Annotated in this window: 11 protein-coding genes; 7 read left to right on the top strand and 4 right to left on the bottom strand. The window is 55.7% G+C overall.

All coding sequences use genetic code 11. The features are described 5' to 3' along the window. Positions 1-97 precede the first annotated feature (97 nt). A complete protein-coding gene (locus M6D89_RS03070; protein WP_253966563.1) occupies positions 98-2,806 on the top strand; it encodes an exo-rhamnogalacturonan lyase family protein in 2,709 nt (902 codons plus the stop codon). After that, positions 2,806-6,615 (top strand): glycosyl hydrolase 115 family protein, encoded by a 3,810-nt coding sequence (locus M6D89_RS03075; protein ID WP_253966564.1) that lies wholly within the window; start codon positions 2,806-2,808, stop codon positions 6,613-6,615. Before M6D89_RS03070 ends, M6D89_RS03075 begins: the two co-directional genes overlap by 1 nt. A gap of 56 nt (positions 6,616-6,671) precedes the next feature. Here M6D89_RS03075 and M6D89_RS03080 read toward each other — a convergent pair whose 3' ends face one another. Further along, positions 6,672-7,511 (bottom strand): sugar phosphate isomerase/epimerase family protein, encoded by an 840-nt coding sequence (locus M6D89_RS03080; protein ID WP_253966565.1) that lies wholly within the window; start codon positions 7,509-7,511, stop codon positions 6,672-6,674. 76 nt (positions 7,512-7,587) lie between these two features. Next, complete coding sequence (locus tag M6D89_RS03085) at positions 7,588-9,120, bottom strand: rhamnogalacturonan acetylesterase (protein WP_253966566.1); 1,533 nt, start codon at positions 9,118-9,120, stop codon at positions 7,588-7,590. A 641-nt stretch (positions 9,121-9,761) separates the two neighbouring features. Here M6D89_RS03085 and M6D89_RS03090 point away from each other — a divergent pair. The 3 genes from M6D89_RS03090 (at position 9,762) to M6D89_RS03100 (ending at position 12,556) form a co-directional block, all read left to right on the top strand. Further along, positions 9,762-10,817, top strand: coding sequence for a class I fructose-bisphosphate aldolase (locus M6D89_RS03090; protein ID WP_253966567.1), 1,056 nt, complete (start codon positions 9,762-9,764; stop codon positions 10,815-10,817). A gap of 72 nt (positions 10,818-10,889) precedes the next feature. Beyond that, positions 10,890-11,729, top strand: coding sequence for a 5-dehydro-4-deoxy-D-glucuronate isomerase (gene kduI / locus M6D89_RS03095; RefSeq protein ID WP_253966568.1), 840 nt, complete (start codon positions 10,890-10,892; stop codon positions 11,727-11,729). 32 nt (positions 11,730-11,761) lie between these two features. Further along, positions 11,762-12,556 carry a gluconate 5-dehydrogenase gene (locus M6D89_RS03100; RefSeq protein WP_253966569.1) on the top strand — a complete coding sequence of 265 codons (795 nt, stop codon included), beginning with the start codon at positions 11,762-11,764 and terminating at the stop codon, positions 12,554-12,556. 402 nt (positions 12,557-12,958) lie between these two features. Here M6D89_RS03100 and M6D89_RS03105 read toward each other — a convergent pair whose 3' ends face one another. Next, the gene (locus tag M6D89_RS03105) at positions 12,959-13,939 is read right to left on the bottom strand and encodes an aldo/keto reductase (protein ID WP_253966570.1); all 981 of its coding nucleotides are present in this window, start codon (positions 13,937-13,939) and stop codon (positions 12,959-12,961) included. A 149-nt stretch (positions 13,940-14,088) separates the two neighbouring features. Then, entirely contained in the window at positions 14,089-15,156 is a 1,068-nt protein-coding gene (locus M6D89_RS03110) for a beta-N-acetylglucosaminidase domain-containing protein (protein ID WP_253966571.1), read from the bottom strand. Between the two features lie 312 nt (positions 15,157-15,468). Here M6D89_RS03110 and pgi point away from each other — a divergent pair, with 312 nt between their 5' ends. Together pgi and edd are read left to right on the top strand one after the other, a co-directional pair. Then, positions 15,469-17,115, top strand: coding sequence for a glucose-6-phosphate isomerase (pgi, locus tag M6D89_RS03115; protein ID WP_253966572.1), 1,647 nt, complete (start codon positions 15,469-15,471; stop codon positions 17,113-17,115). A gap of 426 nt (positions 17,116-17,541) precedes the next feature. Further along, complete coding sequence (edd, locus tag M6D89_RS03120; RefSeq protein WP_253966573.1) at positions 17,542-19,356, top strand: phosphogluconate dehydratase; 1,815 nt, start codon at positions 17,542-17,544, stop codon at positions 19,354-19,356. Positions 19,357-19,376 lie beyond the last annotated feature (20 nt).

Here is a 19,376-nt window from a genome sequence, read left to right on the forward strand (position 1 = left end):
CTCGCTGTTATAAAACACACTATTAGCCCGACAAGTTGAATGCCCGGGCGACAGACTTGAAAAAATAATAACCACGATTTTTAGGAAGGCCATAACCATGAGATTTTGCAGAACCTTTGCCGCGTTAACGAGCCTGCTGTTGGCGGTTGCCTTGAGCGCCGAAGCGCAAGCCAAACCCGAGGTGAAAGTGCATTGGCTGAAACCCGATACCGCCCGCGCCAGTGTGGGCACCACTTGGGGCACGCCCTGGCCCCAAGGCGCGGTTCAAGCGCAGAGCGAATTCACGCTAAGCGCTGAGTCCGGATCTTTGCCGGTGCAAAGTTGGCCACTGGCCTACTGGCCCGATGGTTCTGTGAAATGGAGCGGCCACGCCATAGCGCCGCTGGCAGTGAACACCGACTCGCTGACGCTCGCGCCCGGTAAAGGGCCGCAGCCCGAGCAGGCATTAACGGTGCGCGAGGACAAAAACAGTATTCGTGTGGACACCGGGGCTATTCAAGCGGTGCTCTCAAAGTCTGGCACACAGCTGATTCAATCGATCAGTCGTCAAGGTCGGGAAACACTACACAATGGTCACCTGATTATTCTGGCGCAGAATCAGGCCGAGCCAAAAGTGGGCGAGCCTCTTACCGTCAACGCGTTTAACGGTCAGCTGAACACGGTCACCCTGGAGCAAGACGGGCCGCTGCGGGCGGTGATTAAAGTTGAAGGCAAGCACCTGGGTGAGAACGGCCGAGCCTGGATTCCGTTTGTGGTGCGCCTGTACTTTTACGCCGGAGACGATTCGGTGCGGCTGGTGCATAGCATGATCTACGACGGCGACCAGAACCAGGATTTTATTCGTGGGGTGGGTGTCCGGTTTAATGTGCCTATGGACGGTCCGCTGCACGACCGGCATGTGCGTTTCTCGGGCGAGAGTAACGGGCTGTTTGCCGAAGGGGTGCGCGGCATTACCGGTTTGCGCCGCGATCCGGGTGAAGCGGTACGTCAGGCCCAAATCGATGGACGGGCGACACCGCCGCTTAATCAGTGGGCCAAAAGTGTCTCTGACCGTATCAATGTGATTCCCGCCTTTGGCGATTACACACTGACTCAATTAAGCGCCGACGCGTTTGCAATTCGCAAGCGCACCCAGCCCGGCTTGGCCTGGGTAGACTCCGCCGCCGGTGGACGTTCGAGCGGGCTGGGTTATATTGGCAGCCCCGAGGGTGGGGTGGCCTTTGGTATTCGCGATTTCTGGCAGAGCCATCCGTCGCAATTGGATATTCGCAATGCCGCAACCGACAGTGCTCAAGTCACCCTGTGGTTTTGGTCTCCCGAATCTCGCGCTATGGACATGCGTTTTTATCACGACGGTATGGGGCTGGATACTCACGAGAAACAGTTGGATGCCATGGGCGTGACCTACGAAGATTACGAGCCGGGTTTTGCCGATGCCACCGGCGTGGCGCGCACCAGCGAGTTGCGGCTTTGGGCACTGCCCGCCACTCCCGATCGGGACACCACCGTGCAAATGGCGCGCACCCTGGCCGAGCCTCCGCAAATGGTAGCCCGCCCAAAAGATTATAAAGCGGCCGGCGTTTTTGGCGCGGCCCTGTGGAGCTTGCCGGATCGCTCCACCCCGGCCAAAGCCGCCATTGAAGATCAGCTGGATTTTTACCTGGATCATTACCTGACTCAGGTCGAAGAGCACCACTGGTACGGCTTTTGGGATTATGGCGATGTGATGCACAGTTACGATCACGACCGCCACACCTGGCGCTATGACGTAGGCGGTTTTGCCTGGGCCAACTCCGAGCTTTCGCCGGACATTTGGCTTTGGTATTCCTTCTTGCGCACCGGTCGCGCCGATGTGTTTAGCATGGCCGAAGCCATGACCCGCCACACCGGTGAAGTGGATGTGTACCACCTGGGGCGTTTCGAGGGGCTGGGCTCGCGCCACAATGTTAAACACTGGGGCGACAGCGCTAAACAGTTGCGTATTAGCACCCCCGCCAATCGTCGCTTTTATTATTATCTGACCGCCGATGAACGGGTGGGGGATTTAATGCGCGCAACTCTGGGGGCCGAGCGCCGCCTGCTGGACGTGCCGCCGCTGCGTAAACTCAACCGCCCCCAACCGGATTTTGCCGGCAAACCCTACAGCATGATGATGGGGCTGGGTACCGACTGGAACTCGGTGGCTGCCGCCTGGCTGACCGAGTGGGAACGCACGGGTGAACCCGAGTATAAGGACAAGCTTTTGCGCGCGATGCGCAGCATCGGCGAATTTAAACAGGGTTTGCTTTCATCGGGTACCGCTTACGATCCCGACACAAGCCGCTTTTACCGAGTTGGTGAGGGGGTGTCCGGCTCCCATTTGGCAATGGTGTTCGGCGGCGTAGAGATTAATGCCGAGTTGATTCAGTTGCTGGACGTGCCCGAATACGAGGCGGCGTTTATTCAGTACGGGCGCTTTTTTAATGCCTCCCGAGAAGAGAAAGCCGACATTATCGGCCAGCCCTATAACCGCAATCTTAATCTGGGGCAGGCGCATTCCCGCATGACCGCATACTCTGCCTGGAAACTGGATGACAAAGCATTGGCAAATCGGGCCTGGGGTGAATTTTTTGACGCTAAGGCGGGCATAAAAGTGTACGGCGCGCCTTATCCGTCGAACACCATTACTCCGCCTGCGGTGTTGGCTCCGGTCACCGAAGCGCGCGGGGTGTCTACCAACGCCGTTTCGCAATTTGGATTGACGGCCATTCAGATTATGGCGTTGATTAGTGAGCAGGCGCCTGAAAATATTCCGGAGCGTGACTGATGCGATATTTTTTATTCCTGTTTTTGCTGCTCGCACTGACGGCCCAGGCCGATAATATTCGACCTCTTACAACGCCGCCTGCTGACCATTCGTCAGCGACGGCATTCGAACTCGTCAGTGGCAATCGGGCAGCGCCCATAGTCGTCGCTGAGAATGCAGCCAAGGTGATACAGATTGCCGTGCGCGATTTTGCTGCCGATGTCGAGCGTGTGACCGGCGTGCGGCCGGATATTCTCAACACGCCGCCTCGCAATACGCCTTTTGTTCAGGTGGGGCTCGCCGCTGACTTACAAAATCGCTGGGAGGCGTTTCAGCTGTCGGCCGACTCGACAGTCTTGGCTGTTGAAGGCGCCGACCCTCGCGGGGTGGCTTTTGGTGTTTATGAGCTATCGCAGCGTATTGGCGTCTCGCCCTGGTACTGGTGGGCCGATGTGCCGGTTGAGCGGCGCGAGCATTTATATCTGAGCCTTGGGCGCGAAGCGGTGGATGCGCCTGCGGTAAAGTATCGCGGTATTTTTATTAACGACGAATGCTGGGGGCTGGGGGCGTGGGCCGAAAAAACCTTTGAGCCGGACGTGGGCACCTTGGGGCCCAAAACCTACGCGCGTATTTTTGAGCTTATGTTGCGCCTGCGTGCCAATGCTATCTGGCCCGGCATGCACCCCTGTACCACGCCTTTTCATCAGGTAGAGGGCAACAGCGCTTTGGCCGACGACTATGCGATTGTAGTCGGTTCCAGCCACGCCGAGCCCATGCTGCGCAATAACGTGGGCGAGTGGGATAAACCCAAAAACCAGTACAACTTTTTGACTCACCGCGACACGGTAATGACTTACTGGGAGCAGCGGGTTAAAGAGCGCCGCTCCGGCGAAAGCCTGTGGACTTTGGGCATGCGCGGCATTCACGACAGCGGCATTCTCGGGCCCGAGTCTCAGCAAGAGCGCATCGGTGTGTTGGAGGAACTTTTTGCTGCGCAACGAAATTTGTTGGCAGAACATTTGGGCGATGGCGATGCTACCCAAGCGGCACAAATTTTTGTTCCCTACAAAGAAGTGCTTAAGGATTACAACGCGGGGCTCAAGGTGCCCGAGGATGTAACCATTGTCTGGCCGGACGATAATTTCGGCTATGTGCGCCGCTACGCGACACCCCAGGAGCGAGCGCGCTCCGGTGGGCTCGGGGTTTATTATCACTTATCGTATTTGGGCTCGCCGCTTTCCTGGCTCTGGTTCGATTCGCAATCGGTGTCGCTGGTGTGGTCGGAAATGATTCGCGCCTACGAGCAGGGCGCCCGTTCTTTTTGGGTGGGTAATGTGGGCGATTTAAAAGCCCATGAGTTAAGCACGGAGTTTTTTCTCGACCTCGCCTGGCATGCCGATCGCACTTCGCCCGAGGCGCCCATGCAGTTTCTGCAGGAGATGGCCGGGCGGGACTTTGGCGCCGAGCATGGGAAGGCCATAGCCGACATCTGGAAGCGTCATCAGCACCTGGCGTTTGCGCGCAAACCGGAACACCTGCAGTGGCATCTTTCTTTGCAAGACTATCAGCCCACCGAGTTGACCGACGCGGAAATCGAACAGCGCTTGCAGGCCTATCAAAAGCTGGAGTCGGATACCGCGCAGATCGCAAGTTCAATTGCCCCAGCCGCACGGGATGCGTTCTATCAGCTGGTGGAATACCCGGTGCGTGCAGCGGCGGCCGCTAACCAGCGTTATTTTTTGGCAGAGCTTGCCAGGCGACAAAAAGCCCGTGGCGCACCCGCCGCTCCGGCGACCTTTGCAGCGGCTGAGCAGGCCGCAAAGCGTATAGAATCCTTAACCCGTAGGTACAACCGCGAGCTTGCCGCTGGCAAGTGGCAACATATTCTCACCAATGGTGGCGTCTCTCCCAAGGATTGGCTGCGTTTCCAACCCGAGCCTCTTCCGCCTTTGGGCGCGCAACAAAAGACGGTCAAAGAGTCGCTTAAACCTGCGATCAACAGTCGCGACTTGTCCACCGCGCAAATACCCTCCGATGCCCGAGTGGGAGACTTTTTTGAGTTCGAAGGGGTAGTGTCCATCAATGCCGGGCATTTCACCGCGCGCGAGGACAATGCCGAAGGCGGCTGGCGTTCGGTGGAAGGCCTGGGGCGCACAGGTTCAGCGGTGACGCTATTGCCATCGACTCTTACCGTTAACCCGGATGCCGCTCCGAAGCTTAGCTATCGCTTTTATGTGGCAAGCGGCGGCGAGGCCCAAGCGCATGTTCGCTTGTTGCCAACGCATCCGATTGTGCCCGGCAAGGGGTTGCGTTTGGCTCTGGCGTTGGATGATAACCAGCCGCTTGCGGTTAACGTAACCGAGGGCTTTGATACCTACAGTCAAGAGTGGAAAGAGCAGGTCTTAGCCAATGCCGCTCACGCGACTGTGCAGCTTCCCCAGGCGCTTGAACCTGGCTGGCATACCCTGCATTTAGTGGCCGTGGATGCCGGGGTTGTGGTGGATAAATTTGTGATTGATTTCGGCGGGTTAAAACCTTCCTACGATGGCCCGCCGGAAACCCGTGTTTTGCAAACCACGGCTTTAGAGTCCGACGCGAAAGTCTATCGGTTTGATTTTGGTTCCACTGCAGCGGAAGGCTATACAACGCTTGGCTCGCAAACACGATACTCACCTGAGCGCGGCTACGGATGGGTGGGCGTCAATACTCCCGATTGCGACGAGGGGGACGCTTGTGTCTCGGATAAACCTTTTACGCTGGCGGTGGATGTGCCGGAGGGCAATTACCAGGTGAAAGCTATTTTGGGTGCGGACCGTGCAGCCCAAACTACGATAAAAGCTGAATCGCGTCGGTTGCTGCTACGCTCTGTGGTAACGGCAGCGGGAGAGCAGACCGAGGCATCGTTCACCGTAAACAGACGCAGCCCCCAGCTTGAAACTGGTGGGCGCGTAAGCCTTAACGCGCGCGAGACCGGCCCACCGATGATTGCGCACTGGGATAAGTATTTGACGCTCGAGTTTCTCGGCAGCCCCGCCGCCGTGAAAGCCCTTGAGATTACGCCGGTGCCAGAGACAACCACGGTGTTTATTGCCGGGGATTCCACGGTTACCGATCAGCGCAAAGAGCCCTGGGCCGGTTGGGGACAGATACTGCCGGCCTTTTTTGACGCGAACGTGGCCATCGCTAATCACGCCGAATCGGGGCGGGCGCTGTTTAGTTTTGAAGCGGAGCACAGGTTGGAAAAAGTACTGGGGGCCATGAAACCCGAAGACTATCTATTTATTCAGTTCGGTCACAATGATCAGAAAGATAAAACCGAGGGCGCCGGTCCGTTCACGACTTATAAGCAGGATTTACGTGAATACATTGCGGCGGTGCGCGCTAAGGGCGGTATTGTCGTATTGGTTACGCCCATGGAGCGTCGGCGTTGGAAAGATAACAAGCCCACAGAAACCCTGACCGATTTCGCCCAGGCGGTACGTCAGGTAGGGCAAGAGCAGGGCGTCGCGGTGATTGATTTGCACCGGATGAGCTTGGAGATTTACGCCGCGCTTGGCGAGGCGGACTCTAAAGAAGCGTTTGTTCACTTTCCGGCAAACAGCTTTCCTGGCCAGACAAAACCTATTAAGGACGATACTCACCACAGTGTGTACGGTGCGGATCAGCTGGCGCGTGCGGTGGTTGAAGGTATTCGCAAGCATGTGCCTGCGCTGGCGGTGCATTTGCGCGATGAAGTGCCGCCTTTTGATCCGGCTACACCTGGCTCACCGGACTCTGTCGATGTTCCCCCAAGCCCGGTGTTTACCCTGGAAGCGCCTGAAGGAAACTGAGCGACAAGCTGGGAAGTCGCTCAGTATTAAACTGTGGGGCTTTCCCGAGCGCTGGTTTACTCAGCGCACTGACGAAGATGCTGCAAAATACCCTGCACGTTATCCGGGTTAGTACTTTCCAGAATGGTGTGAATGCCTGGTTTGAGTTTTTGCAATTTTTCGAACAAATAGCGGTGATCCATGTCGCCGCTACCCGAAGGCAAGTCGCCGTGTTTCAGGCCGTCTTTAATCACAAAGTCTTTGCTGTGAATGGCCACAATGCGATCGCCAAACAAATCGAAAGCCTCGTCCATTAGCGCTTGCTGCCGGTGGCATTGGTCCAGCGGAAAAAAGTTAACCGGGTCGTAAATCACCTGAACATTGGGCGAGTCTACTAGCTCCAGCAGCTCCAACATTTTTTCGTAAGTGTGCACCGTATGATGGTGCGCCACGCCTTCAATACCCACAATAGTGCCGTATTTTTCCGCCGTGTCGGCCAGGCGCCGAACCGCGTCCACCAGTTCTATAAACGACTCTTTTTTCTGGCTGTCTGGGTGAAAAGTGCAATCGCCATTTTTTGATCCAGTCTCGGTGCCCACAATCGCGCACCCAAAATCCCGCGCAAAGCGCAAATGTTCTTCAAAGCGTTGTAGCGCTTGCTCTTTGGCCACCGGGTCTGGGTGGATGGGGTTGATATAGCAGCCCAATACCGCTATGGAAATTCCCTGTGCGGCAAACGTATCGCGTACCTGGTTCGCAAAGCCCGGGCTTAGTTGCCCGGGTTGCTCACCGATAAAGGGAAAGGATTTGGCGGGGGCAAGCTGTACGCAAGACGCGTTATATTGGCCGAGCCGGGCGGCGATCTCTGCGGGTGTACCCTGGCCGTAGTCGTGTGCTCTCAGGCCCAAGTTCAGCATAGTGTTTTGTCCTATTTAATCGTTCGTCTTTGTAAAACGCTTTTGTTTTACTGAGTGTGTTTTAGCGCGTCTATTGCTATTGCAACCCGTCGGCCAGTTCATCGGCGACAATCTCGGCGGTGAACTTTGCCCCCTCGAGTGAGGTGTGGGTGTGTTCGTCGGCAAAAAATGCTTCTACTTTTTCTGGGCCTAACTCGTCGTAGCGCTGGCCTACCAGTTCGTGCAGATCAATCAGTTTTACCCCGCTAATGCTCGCGACCTGGCGTGCCCATTGGGGGTAGCTGTCGTCGGGGCGGGCGATTTTGTCGCCGCTGTCATCCCAGATTTTGCGGGGCACAGGGGTAAAAAGAACCGGCGTTACGCCGCGCGCCATCGCCTCGCCGATCATTTTGCGCAGGTACCAGCCGTAGGTGTGAACCGTCTCAGTTTTACCGGTCAGCATATTGTCGATGGTTTCCTGCGCATTGCTGATGCCGTCTATGGTGCCCCGGGCGCGCTGATCGTCGTTGAGCGCTGCCGAATCATTGTGGCCGAATTGAATTAACACATAATCCCCAGGCTGGGTCATATTTAGGGCGCGTTGCCAGTGCCCGCCGGTGACAAAGGTGCGGCTGCTAAAGCCGCCAATGGCGCGATTGACCAGGTTGTAGGAATCATTCTCGAGGTAATTCCCCAGAAAATCGCCCCAGCCCCATTGGCCACCGGCGCCATCGCCCCAGCCGTTGCGCACCGTGGAATCGCCCACCATAAAAATGCTGGTTTTTTCCGGGTCGGCGACCACCGGCAGACGTAAAAAGGTCCAATCGTAGGCGATAACCTCGCGCCCTTTATCGGAATATAAATCCTCCGCCAGGGTGGGGCGCAGGCCCTTCAACGCGGAGACAATAGTCTCGGCATGAATTTCGGCACCGGCGGCATTAAAGTGGGTGTGATCTTTCGGGTAGAGTTCTGCCACTTTTGCGGGGCCGAGCTTTTCCAGCTTGTCGGCCACCAGGTTGGTGACATCGATAAACGGGGTTTCCAGTTCCCAGGCCAGTTGGTGCATCCAGTAGCTGTACTGGCCGTTGCGCCGTTCAATTCTCCCCTGGTCCCAGCGATTGCGCGCGGTTAACGACAGCAGGATCGGCGTGGCGTCTTGGGCGCGCACGTCGGCCACCATCTGGCGAATATAGTGGCCAAAGGTATAGACGGTTTCATCTTTGTCGGTCACTTGGTTGGCAATATCGGTTTGCTCGTTGCCTAACCCAGGCAGTGAGCCGCGAGCGCGCCGGTCGTCATTAATTTCACCGGCATCGTTATGGCCGAACTGAATCAGTACCAGGTCTCCGGGTTCTACGTCCTCGATCAGCGCTTGCCATAAGCCTTCGGTGATAAAGGTTCGGCTGCTCCTGCCGCCACGGGCGTGGTTGTTGACGGTGACTTGCTGTTCGTCAAAGTAAGATTGCAGCTGCGCCCCCCATCCCTGGTGGTCCTTTTCTTGGTAAGAGGCGGCGGTTGAGTCGCCGGCAATAAAAATGTGCGGTGGGCGCAAGTCATCGGCCAGACTGGCCTTGCTGACTAAAAGAGTTAGGACCATGGAAATAAAGAAACTGACTCGTCCCTTCCACATGCTGATTTCCTCGCGAGTTAAATGCCGGTGAATAATGCTTTTTATCATTGTCGATAGATCGGAAACGGCCAGACCAAGGCGCCGGGGTGTGTCTTATCGTGTCGCCCCTGAGTCTTGTCAGGCCAGTCTGCGGGGGTAAGACTATCATTATATGATCTTTAATGACTACAAATGGTTTAAATAGATTTTATGTGATTCTGGCAGACGCAGAATCAGCCGCCTTAATAAAGCGCTTGTTCAAGGGCCACAATAAGGCTTTTCTTGAGTCGGTCCATGCCGTAATAGTGCGGCTCAAACTCTATTTCTGGGGCGCCTGATGCCTTCTTGGCACTTTCTCATCGCCAGCCTGACATCTTATAGATTGTAGTTGATTTAAAATGATTGATAATGATAGTCTGTGATTTGTTGCTGCGTGATATCGCGATGCTCGGGTAACGAACCGTTTGCTCGGGAATATCGCTATTGCCCCTGTGACCCAGCCCTTTGTGTCTGGAGGGGTTGTCCACCCCTGTGTGCGAACAGCCCCTAAAGGCATTCCTACGTGCCGCGTGTATCAACGAGAAATGTTTTGACGATAACAAAAGAGTCGCAGGCAAGCTTGGAAAAGTGCCCTGCGGTGACAAGATGATTGAGGTGAGAAAATGAAAAACGACATTATAAGTTTGCTTGGCGAAGAGGCTGAATCATTATTAGGGCATCAGTGTCAGGCGATTCCCAAAGACAGCATCATTCAGCCCAGCCCGGATTATGTCGACAATATTTTTTCTGTGACCGATCGCCCCGCGCCGGTGCTGCGCAATTACCAGTCGTTGCTTTCAGCCGGTCGTTTGTCGGGTACGGGGTATATGTCTATTTTGCCCGTGGATCAGGGTATTGAACACTCGGCGGGCGCCACTTTCGCGCCCAACCCGATCTATTTTGACCCGCAAAATATTGTCGAGCTGGCGATAGAAGGTGGCTGCAATGCGGTGGCGTCAACATTGGGTGGCCTGGGTTCTGTGGCGCGCCGTTACGCCCATAAAATCCCTTTTATTGTAAAGCTTAATCACAACGACGCGATGGTTTATCCCTCCAGTTACGACCAGCGCTTATTTGGCCAGGTGCGCCAAGCCTATGATATGGGCGCCGTTGGTATTGGCGCGACGGTGTATTTCGGTTCCGAGAGTTCGCGTCGCCAGCTGCAGGAAATTTCCGAAGCGTTTCAGCAGGCTCACGAGCTGGGTATGGTGACGATTCTGTGGTGTTACTTGCGTAACGATGGTTTTAAAACGGCTGACGGAGATTTTCACTTGGCGGCCGATTTGACCGGCCAGGCGAATCACTTGGGCGTGACCATTCAAGCGGACATTATTAAGCAAAAAACGGCGGAAACCAATGGCGGCTTTAATGCTGTCAAGGTGGGTAAGACACACCCCAAAGTGTACGGTGAGCTAACCACCGAGCACCCCATTGATCTGGGACGCTATCAGGTTGCCAACTGCTATATGGGTCGCATCGGTTTGATCAATTCCGGTGGCGCCTCAACCGGCGAAGGCGATTTTGCCGAGGCGGTTCGCACCGCGGTGATTAACAAGCGCGCCGGCGGCATGGGGCTGATATCCGGTCGCAAGGCGTTTCAGCGCCCGTTCGCCGACGGCGTCAACCTGTTGCATACGATTCAGGACGTGTACTTGGATAAAAGCATATCCATTGCCTGATGGTTCGTCGGTTAAGATTTTGAAGGCTTGGGCGGGGCGATTATTTGTCCCGCCGGAAAAAGGTGCTGTGTTATGAACATTATTGAAGAACGCTACGCCGTTCATCGGGACGACGTCAAATTCTATGATACCGAAATGCTGCGCCAGCATTTTTTAATCAAAAAAGTGTTTGCGCCCGATCAGGTATTGTTTGTCTATACCCATTACGAGCGCGTGATGGTCGGCGGTGCTATGCCCGTCAATGAAAAAGTAGCGCTTGAGCCTGTCTATCAACAAAAAGCCAGCCACTTTCTCGAACGCCGTGAGCTAGGCGCGATTAATGTGGGCGGTAAAGGCTCGATTACTGTCGATGGCGATGTTTTTGAGTTGGATACCAAAGAAGCGCTCTACATCGGTCGGGGCGCTAAAGAGGTTGTATTTGCCAGCGCCGATTCCGCCCAGCCGGCAAAGTTCTACATGAACTCTGCTCCGGCGCATCACAGCTATCCCCACAAAAAAGTGGGTATGTCAGATGCAAAAGTTCTGGAGCTGGGGTCGTCAGAGACTTGCAACGAGCGACGCATAAACCAATTGTTAATTAATGAGGTAGTTGATACCTGTCAGTTGCAAATGGGTATGACCGAATTGCAGCCCGGCAGTATCTGGAACACCATGCCAGTTCATACTCACAGCCGCCGCATGGAGGCCTACTTTTATTTCAATATTCCCGATGAGCAGGCGGTTTGTCACTTTATGGGGCCAGCCGAACAAACCCGACATATTTGGGTGGGTAACGAGCAGGCGGTGGTGTCTCCGCCCTGGTCCATGCACTCGGGGGTAGGCACCGCTAACTACACCTTTATCTGGGGTATGGCGGGTGAGAACCTCGACTATACCGATATGGACTTTCATAAACCCCATACCCTGAAATAATTTTAAACGCGAACTGAATAATAGGTGGCATTATGTCCAGCGAACTATTTTCCCTTAAAGGTAAGACGGCACTGATCACTGGGGCGACTCACGGTATTGGTATGGCAATGGCGATGGGCCTGGGTAAAGCGGGCGCAAAAATTGTTATTAACGGTCGCTCGTCTCAGGAAAAAATTGATCGCGCCGTAGAAACCTACCAGGCAGCCGGTATCGAGGCCTATGGCTATCGCTTTGATGTGACCGACGAGAACCAGGTAGTAGCGGCGGTCGACAAAATTGAGCAAGAAGTAGGGGCTGTTGATATCCTGGTGAATAACGCCGGCATTATTAAAAGAGTTCCGTTATTGGATATGCCGGTGGCCGATTTTGAAGAAGTCATTAAAACCGATTTGACCGGTGTGTTTACCATGACCCGCCCGGTAGCGCGCAAAATGGTCGAGCGTCGCGCCGGCAAGATCATTAATATTTGCTCAATGATGAGCGAGTTGGGTCGCAATTCGGTTGGTGCATACGCCGCCGCTAAAGGCGGGCTGAAAATGCTGACTCGCAATATGGCCACCGAGTGGGCCAAACACAATGTTCAAGTCAACGGTATTGGCCCCGGCTATTTTGCCACCAGCCAGACCGAACCCATTCGGGTAGACGGCCACCCCATGAATGATTTTATTGTCAGCCGCACACCCGCCGGCAAGTGGGGCGACCCCGACGATTTGCAGGGCGCGGCCATTTTTCTCGCCAGTAAAGCCAGTAATTTCGTAACCGGCCAGGTCGTGTATGTGGATGGCGGCATTCTTGCTACCATCGGCAGGCCAGCAGGTGAAAACTAGGCGCTTGTTGCCCGTCAAAAAGGCTGAATGCTCAAGCCGAATCTATTGAAGGTGTTTCCAAAGAGGATCAACTTACGTGGGAGAGTGAAGGGTGGGACGTCGGAGGTCTGAGGTCGGATGTCCGACGCGGAATCCAAGTAAAAAGGTTGAAGGGTTTCTATTCGCCTACCTGAACCCGTCAACCTTTTCTTTTATTTCCCGTCCTCCGTCAACCGTTCTCAATTTCTATTCCCATCCGACATCCGACATCCGACATCCGACATCCGACACGATAGCGTTCTGCGTTCTGCGTTCTGCGTTCTGCGTGAAACGGAATTTTATTCGTGCACCGTATCCCGTCAGCCGTTCCCCACATTTATCAGCGTCAGACGTCCGACCTCAGACGTCTGACGTTTATTCATACTAATAAACCCCGCGAATATGCGCCGCAACTTCGTTTTGATAAAACGCCCGCAGGTCATCGTGCAGTGACTGTGGCAATGAAGGCAATTCACTGACCTTGGCGTTTTCCAGCACTTGTTCGGGGCGGCTGGCACCGGGAATAATGGTGGTAACAGCCGGGTGATCGAGAATCCAGCGCATGGCCATTTGCGCGGTGGTATAACCCTCTGGGGTTTTCTCTTTAATGGCGGCCGCCAGTTCTACGCCTTTTTCGAAGGGAATACCGGCGAAGGTTTCTCCTACGTTAAAGGCGTCGCCGTCTTTGTTGAAGTTGCGGTGATCGGTTTTATCAAACTGGGTGTCGGCTTTAAATTTCCCGCTCAGCAGGCCGCTGGCTAAGGGCAGGCGGGCGATAATCCCAATGTCTTTTTCATCGGCGACCGGAAGCAGTTCGTCTACTAGCTTCTGACGGAAGATATTAAAAATAACCTGCAGTGAGCTCAAGTCGTCGTGCTGGGCGCAAATCAAGCCTTCTTCTACGGTTTCTACGCTCGCGCCAAAGTACTGAATGTGTTTTTCCTGTTGCACTGTGCGCAGCCAGTCAAAAATTTCGCCGCGCTGCATCACTTCAGTCGGAATGCAGTGCAGCTGGATTAAGTCGATGCAATCGGTTTGCAGCCGGTCTTGGGCGCGCTTAAGGCTGTCGCGCAAGTCGGTCAGTGAGTAGCCGTCCGGATAAGTGCCGGCGCCGCGCCCGTATTTGCTGGCGACAAAGGGCTTGTCTTGCATTCCATGTACGGCCTGGCCAATGTAGCTTTCGCTCTGGCCGCCGCCGTACACGTCGGCGGTGTCGTAGAAATTAATGTCGGCCTCTTGCGCCGCGCTAAAAATACCATTAACCGCGCTGCGATCAATGGGGCCAAAGTCGCCGCCCAGTTGCCAGCAGCCGAGGCCGACTTCGCTGATTTTAAATCCGGTATTGCCGAGGGTTCGCGTTTTCATAATCTCTCCAGTTGGGCATGAGTAATATTCGCCGTGTCTCCGGCGTTAGCCGAATATGCTAGCACGAGAAGAGGGCCGGGAAGGGCGCTTAACATTCCTTAGCCATCCCGTGCGGGAGAGGGACGCTGGGCAAGCGCCTAACGGTGGGGCTATTCGGTCAGGCAGGCCGGGTCAAACGCGTACTCGCCGTTTAGCCAGTCGATGACTTCGCGCCCCGCACCGTGGTGAGCAAAAGGCTGATAGGCCTGCAATAGCAGTTCGCGCTGGTCTTCGCTCAATTGACCAAGCCCCTCGTGGGCGAAGAGGTCGGCGTTGGCCGCTAATTGTTGCGCAAGGCCTGCGGGGTACAGGCGCTTTAGAGTCGTTTCCAGTGGGGCTTCCGTTTCGCCCTTCAGTGCACTGTGTAACCCTGATAAGGCGGGCAGAGATAGGCTGAACTGATTCATGGGGTTCACCGCAATACCGGCAATGTTCTCGCGACGGAGGCCGCGTTCCGCAGTGGGCGGGTGCAGATAGAGGTGCTGGGATTTTACGGCGCCGTCGTTAACCGGATAGTTGTCCCATATAAAAGGTCGGCGCTCCAGTTTTTGGGTGATCTGCTGTAAGTGCTCATCCGGGTAGTTGTCGGAGCATACCTTGGGGCCGGTCCAGAATAGATGAATACTGGGGTCCAGTTGGCGGCCCAAATCTTCCAGGTAGTGATCGGGGCGAGCGCCAAACACCTTGTCTAGCACCGGGTCGTCGCTGTAATAGGTGGGGCAGAGCACGATATGTGGGGCGCTGCTCTGGGTGGCGGCGCAGTGCGCGAGCTCGGCCTGGCGCTGGGCGAGGTGAGGGATATCGCCGCGCATATCGTCAAAAAAGAGCCCTAGCCAGTCGGGCTGGAGCTGATTGAGTCGCCCAATTTTGGTCTCTAGTGCGGCGCTGTCCGCGCGGCCTGTGGTATCGCACAAATCCAGAGGGCTGAGCCCCAGCCCAAAAGCGACCCCTCGGTCGCGAAAGTGCTGGCGCAGCTGCAGGAGTTGCTGCCAGTCGGAATTGCTCCAGTGCTCGCGCCAGCGGCTGCGCAGGTGACGATCGGACTTGGGAGCGTATAGGTAGAAATCGAAGCCTTCGCGAACCATAAAGTCGGCCAGCTGGCGGCGCTGATCCCAGCGCCAGCTGCGACCAAAAAAGCCTTCAATGATGCCCGTATGGGGCGGTGCTGAATTTGTCATCGGCCTAGATTAACCGGTTTGCCGGCGCTTAGAAAGCCACCGCTCGAGAAGCGGGCTTTTGCTGTATTTTCAATGACCTGGGGCGCTTGATGGGAACTGCCTGAGGTACTGTCAGATTGACACAAAGGCGCCGGATGCCTATGATAGCCGCCTTTTCGCACGACACTGCACCTTTTGCTGGCCTTACTGTTTTGGCGGGCATTTAATCCTGAGGTAACCGCGTCTGGCGCACCATGTTGGCGCGTCAAGCCAAGTTGCTTGGTAGTGTGTGTTTTCATTTAAACATGACAGTAAGAGGATACGGAGTAACTCATGTCCAGCCGTACTGAATTGACTGCCTGGCAAACCCTCCAGGCCCACGCGAGCGAAATGAGCAAGCGTCACATGAGTGACCTGTTTGATGAAGACGATCTTCGCTTCGCTAAGTTTTCCCTCCAAGCTCCCAATATCCTGCTCGATTACTCCAAAAACCTGATTACTGAAGACACTCGCACCAAGCTGCTCGATCTGGCCGAAGCTTGCGAGGTCGAATCTTTCCGCGACAAAATGTTCGCCGGTGAGAAGATCAACCGCACCGAAGACCGCTCAGTATTGCACGTGGCCCTGCGCGATCAGTCCGACGAGCCACTGGAAATTGACGGTGAAGACGTACGCGCCCAGGTCAAACACGAGATGGAGCGCATCAAATCGCTGGTCGCTCAGGTTCGCAGCGGCGACTGGCACGGGTACACCGGCAAAGAGATGACCGACATTGTCAGCATCGGTATTGGCGGCTCTAACCTGGGCCCGCTAATGGTGACCGAGGCGCTGTCAGCCTACAGCGACGGTCGTCTGAATGTGCACTACGTATCCAATGTGGATGGTTTCCAAATCGCCGACACGCTGCGCGATCTGGACCCCGAGACCACCTTGTTTGTGATTGCCTCGAAAACCTTCACCACCTTGGAAACCATGACCAACGCCCGCTCGGCCGAGGCCTGGTTCCTGGATAAAGCCAAAGATAAAAGCTTTATCAATCGTCACTTTATCGCCGTGTCCTCCAACCGCGAAAAAGCCACCGAGTTTGGTGTGGCGGAAGAAAATATCTTTGATATGTGGGATTGGGTCGGCGGCCGTTTCTCGCTGTGGTCTGCGATTGGCCTGCCTATCGCCCTGAACCTGGGCTTTGACATTTTCGCAGAGCTGCTCGAAGGCGCCTTAGAAATGGACAAGCATTTCCGCACTGCGCCCATGGCGAAAAACGCACCGGTGATGCTGGCACTGATGGGTGTGTGGAACAATAACTTCCTGGGTCGTAAAGCCCACGCACTGCTGCCTTACGACCAGTGCCTGCATCGTCTGCCTGCCTATATGCAGCAGGCCGAGATGGAGAGTAACGGTAAGAGCGTTAACTGGTCCGGCGAGCGCATTGATTACTCCAGCGTCCCACTGATTTGGGGTGAGGTCGGCATCAATGGGCAGCACGCTTTCTACCAGTGCTTGCACCAGGGTACCCAAATTGTACCGGCCGACTTTATCGGCTCGGTAGAGCCGTCTCTGGCGGTGAAAGGTCACCACGATGCTCTAATGGCCAACTTCTTTGCCCAGTCCGAGGCGATGATGCGCGGTATCAATGCCGACCAGGTGCGCGAAGAGTTGACCGCCAAAGGCATGTCGCCCGAGCGTATTGAAGAAGTGGTGCCCCACAAGGTGCACGAGGGCAATCGCCCCACCAACACAATCCTGATGCAAAAAGTTAACGCCCGCTCGCTGGGTTCGTTGATCGCGCTCTACGAGCACAAGATTTTTGTGCAGGGCATCATCTGGGAAGTTCACTCCTTCGATCAGTGGGGCGTTGAACTGGGTAAAGTGCTGGCCAAGGGTATTCAGGATGAACTGGCTCCGGATGCCGAAATCGATGCCAAGCATGATGCCTCGACCCGCAATCTGATAGAATATTACAAAAAGGCGCGTCCTTAAGCGCCACCCCATAGCGGGGTAGAGCGAGGGGCCGAGCCCCGCCAAGCGATACCGCGGCACTGATTGAGTGTCGGGGTATCGTTTTGTTGTTTTTACGTTTTACCCCTGTCGGGATATGAAATGGCCTTATTTGCGCTATTTCTTAGAGTCTGCGCCCACAAGCAGACCTGCACCGGTTGGCCATGAGCGAATCGGTTGCCCTTAGGGCAGGCTAACGAACCCGAACCCTATTTAAGGGCCGTTTGCCTACAATGACGAAAAAAAGCGTTATTAAACGCTTGGGCCAAATAGAGCGCAAAGCCGGCGGCCCCACGCAATGCGTGAAATTAACGAGAGTGACACACGACAGCCACACAAACGGCATAGATTGGGAGCAACCCAGCACGCCGCTTGTATTTCTGAGCATACTGGATCAGTGGTAACGAAATGACCGATAGCAAAATTGCTGCAATTACCAACCGAATTATTGAGAAAAGCCGTGCTACCCGCGAAGCCTACCTGGACAAGGTAGAGCGCGGGCGCTCTAACGGCCCGGCCCGCAAACGTTTATCCTGCGGCAACCTGGCCCACGGCTTTGCCGCCTGCGGATCCGATGACAAACAGGCATTGGCCGAGGGCGATGCCCCCAACCTGGGGATTGTCTCGTCTTATAATGAAATGCTGTCGGCTCACGAGCCCTATCACAGCTATCCGGATCGAATCAAAAAGGCTGCCCACGAGGCGGGCATGACGGCTCAGTTCGCTGGCGGTGTGCCCGCTATGTGCGATGGCGTTACCCAGGGCCGTGAAGGCATGGACCTGTCGCTGTTCTCGCGCGATGTGATCGCCATGTCGACGGCCATTGCTCTGTCTCACGATATGTTCGACGGCGCCATCTGTCTGGGCATCTGCGATAAAATCGTCCCCGGGCTGACCATCGGTTCGCTGTCTTTTGGCCAACTGCCGGTGATCTTTATTCCCGCCGGCCCGATGACGCCGGGCTTGCCCAATGCCGAGAAAGTTCGCGTGCGTCAGCTGTTTGCCGAGGGCAAAGTAGGCCGTAAAGAGCTGCTAGAAGCCGAAAGTGCCTCTTACCACAGTGCCGGTACCTGTACCTTTTACGGCACCGCCAACTCCAACCAAATGTTGATGGAGATCATGGGCCTGCACCTGCCGGGCAGCTCTTTTGTTAATCCGGGCACGCCTCTGCGCGACGCTTTGACCGACGCCGCCGTGAAGCAGCTGGCCAGTATTACCACTCACGGTAATTACACACCCATGGCTGAGGTCGTGGATGAAAAGGCTATTGTTAATGGCATGGTGGGCCTGCTCGCCACCGGCGGCTCCACCAACCACGCGATCCACTTGATGGCCATGGCACGCGCGGCCGGCGTTATTGTGGATTGGCAGGATCTGTCTGATTTGTCCGATGCTGTTCCCTTGATGTGCCGTATCTACCCCAATGGTTTGGCGGACATTAACCGTTTCCAGGCCGTGGGCGGCATGGGTTATTTAATGCGCGAGCTGCGTGACGCCGGTATTTTGCACGACGACGTAAAAACCGTGATGGGCGAGGGCGGTTTAGAGCCCTACACCAAAGAGCCTTTCCTGGAAGACGACAAGCTGGTGTGGCGCGATGCCCCCAAAGAAAGCCTGGACGATGGCGTGCTGCGTCCGCCCCAGTCGGCCTTTAGTGCCAGTGGCGGTATGAAGCTGCTAACCGGCAACCTGGGGCGCTGTGTGATCAAAGTCTCGGCCGTCAAGCCCGAGCACCGCAAGGTGAAGGCCCCGGCCAAGGTATTTCACACCCAGGATGCGGTGCAGAAGGCGTTCAAGGCTGGCGAACTGGACCAGGATTTTGTCGCAGTGGTGCGTTTCCAAGGGCCTAAAGCCTGCGGTATGCCCGAGCTGCACAAGCTCACGCCGCCTTTGGGCGTGCTGCAAGATCGCGGTTACAAAGTGGCTCTGGTCACTGACGGACGTATGTCCGGCGCCTCGGGCAAGGTGCCTGCGGCGATTCACCTGACCCCCGAGGCCTTGGACAAAGGCCCCATTGGCCTGGTGCGCGATGGCGACATCGTAGAAGTAGATGCCGAGACCGGCGTGCTGCACTTGCATGTGGATGACGCCGAGTTGGCCAAGCGCGAGCACCAGGACTACGATTTGTCAGAAAGTCACGACGTGATGGGCCGCGAGCTGTTTGCACCGCTGCGCAAAACTGTTGGATCGGCCGAAGAGGGCGCGACGGTTTTTCGCTGGTAAGCGGCCGCGAGCTAAACATT

Origin of the sequence: Gilvimarinus xylanilyticus (genome assembly GCF_024195295.1) — a bacterium.
Classification (GTDB): domain Bacteria; phylum Pseudomonadota; class Gammaproteobacteria; order Pseudomonadales; family Cellvibrionaceae; genus Gilvimarinus; species Gilvimarinus xylanilyticus.

Coding starts and splice junctions, on each gene's coding strand:
- M6D89_RS03070 (WP_253966563.1), top strand. CDS start 98: ATGAGATTTTGCAGAACCTTTGCCGCGTTAACGAGCCTGCTGTTGGCG.
- M6D89_RS03075 (WP_253966564.1), top strand. CDS start 2,806: ATGCGATATTTTTTATTCCTGTTTTTGCTGCTCGCACTGACGGCCCAG.
- M6D89_RS03080 (WP_253966565.1), bottom strand. CDS start 7,511: ATGCTGAACTTGGGCCTGAGAGCACACGACTACGGCCAGGGTACACCC.
- M6D89_RS03085 (WP_253966566.1), bottom strand. CDS start 9,120: ATGTGGAAGGGACGAGTCAGTTTCTTTATTTCCATGGTCCTAACTCTT.
- M6D89_RS03090 (WP_253966567.1), top strand. CDS start 9,762: ATGAAAAACGACATTATAAGTTTGCTTGGCGAAGAGGCTGAATCATTA.
- kduI (WP_253966568.1), top strand. CDS start 10,890: ATGAACATTATTGAAGAACGCTACGCCGTTCATCGGGACGACGTCAAA.
- M6D89_RS03100 (WP_253966569.1), top strand. CDS start 11,762: ATGTCCAGCGAACTATTTTCCCTTAAAGGTAAGACGGCACTGATCACT.
- M6D89_RS03105 (WP_253966570.1), bottom strand. CDS start 13,939: ATGAAAACGCGAACCCTCGGCAATACCGGATTTAAAATCAGCGAAGTC.
- M6D89_RS03110 (WP_253966571.1), bottom strand. CDS start 15,156: ATGACAAATTCAGCACCGCCCCATACGGGCATCATTGAAGGCTTTTTT.
- pgi (WP_253966572.1), top strand. CDS start 15,469: ATGTCCAGCCGTACTGAATTGACTGCCTGGCAAACCCTCCAGGCCCAC.
- edd (WP_253966573.1), top strand. CDS start 17,542: ATGACCGATAGCAAAATTGCTGCAATTACCAACCGAATTATTGAGAAA.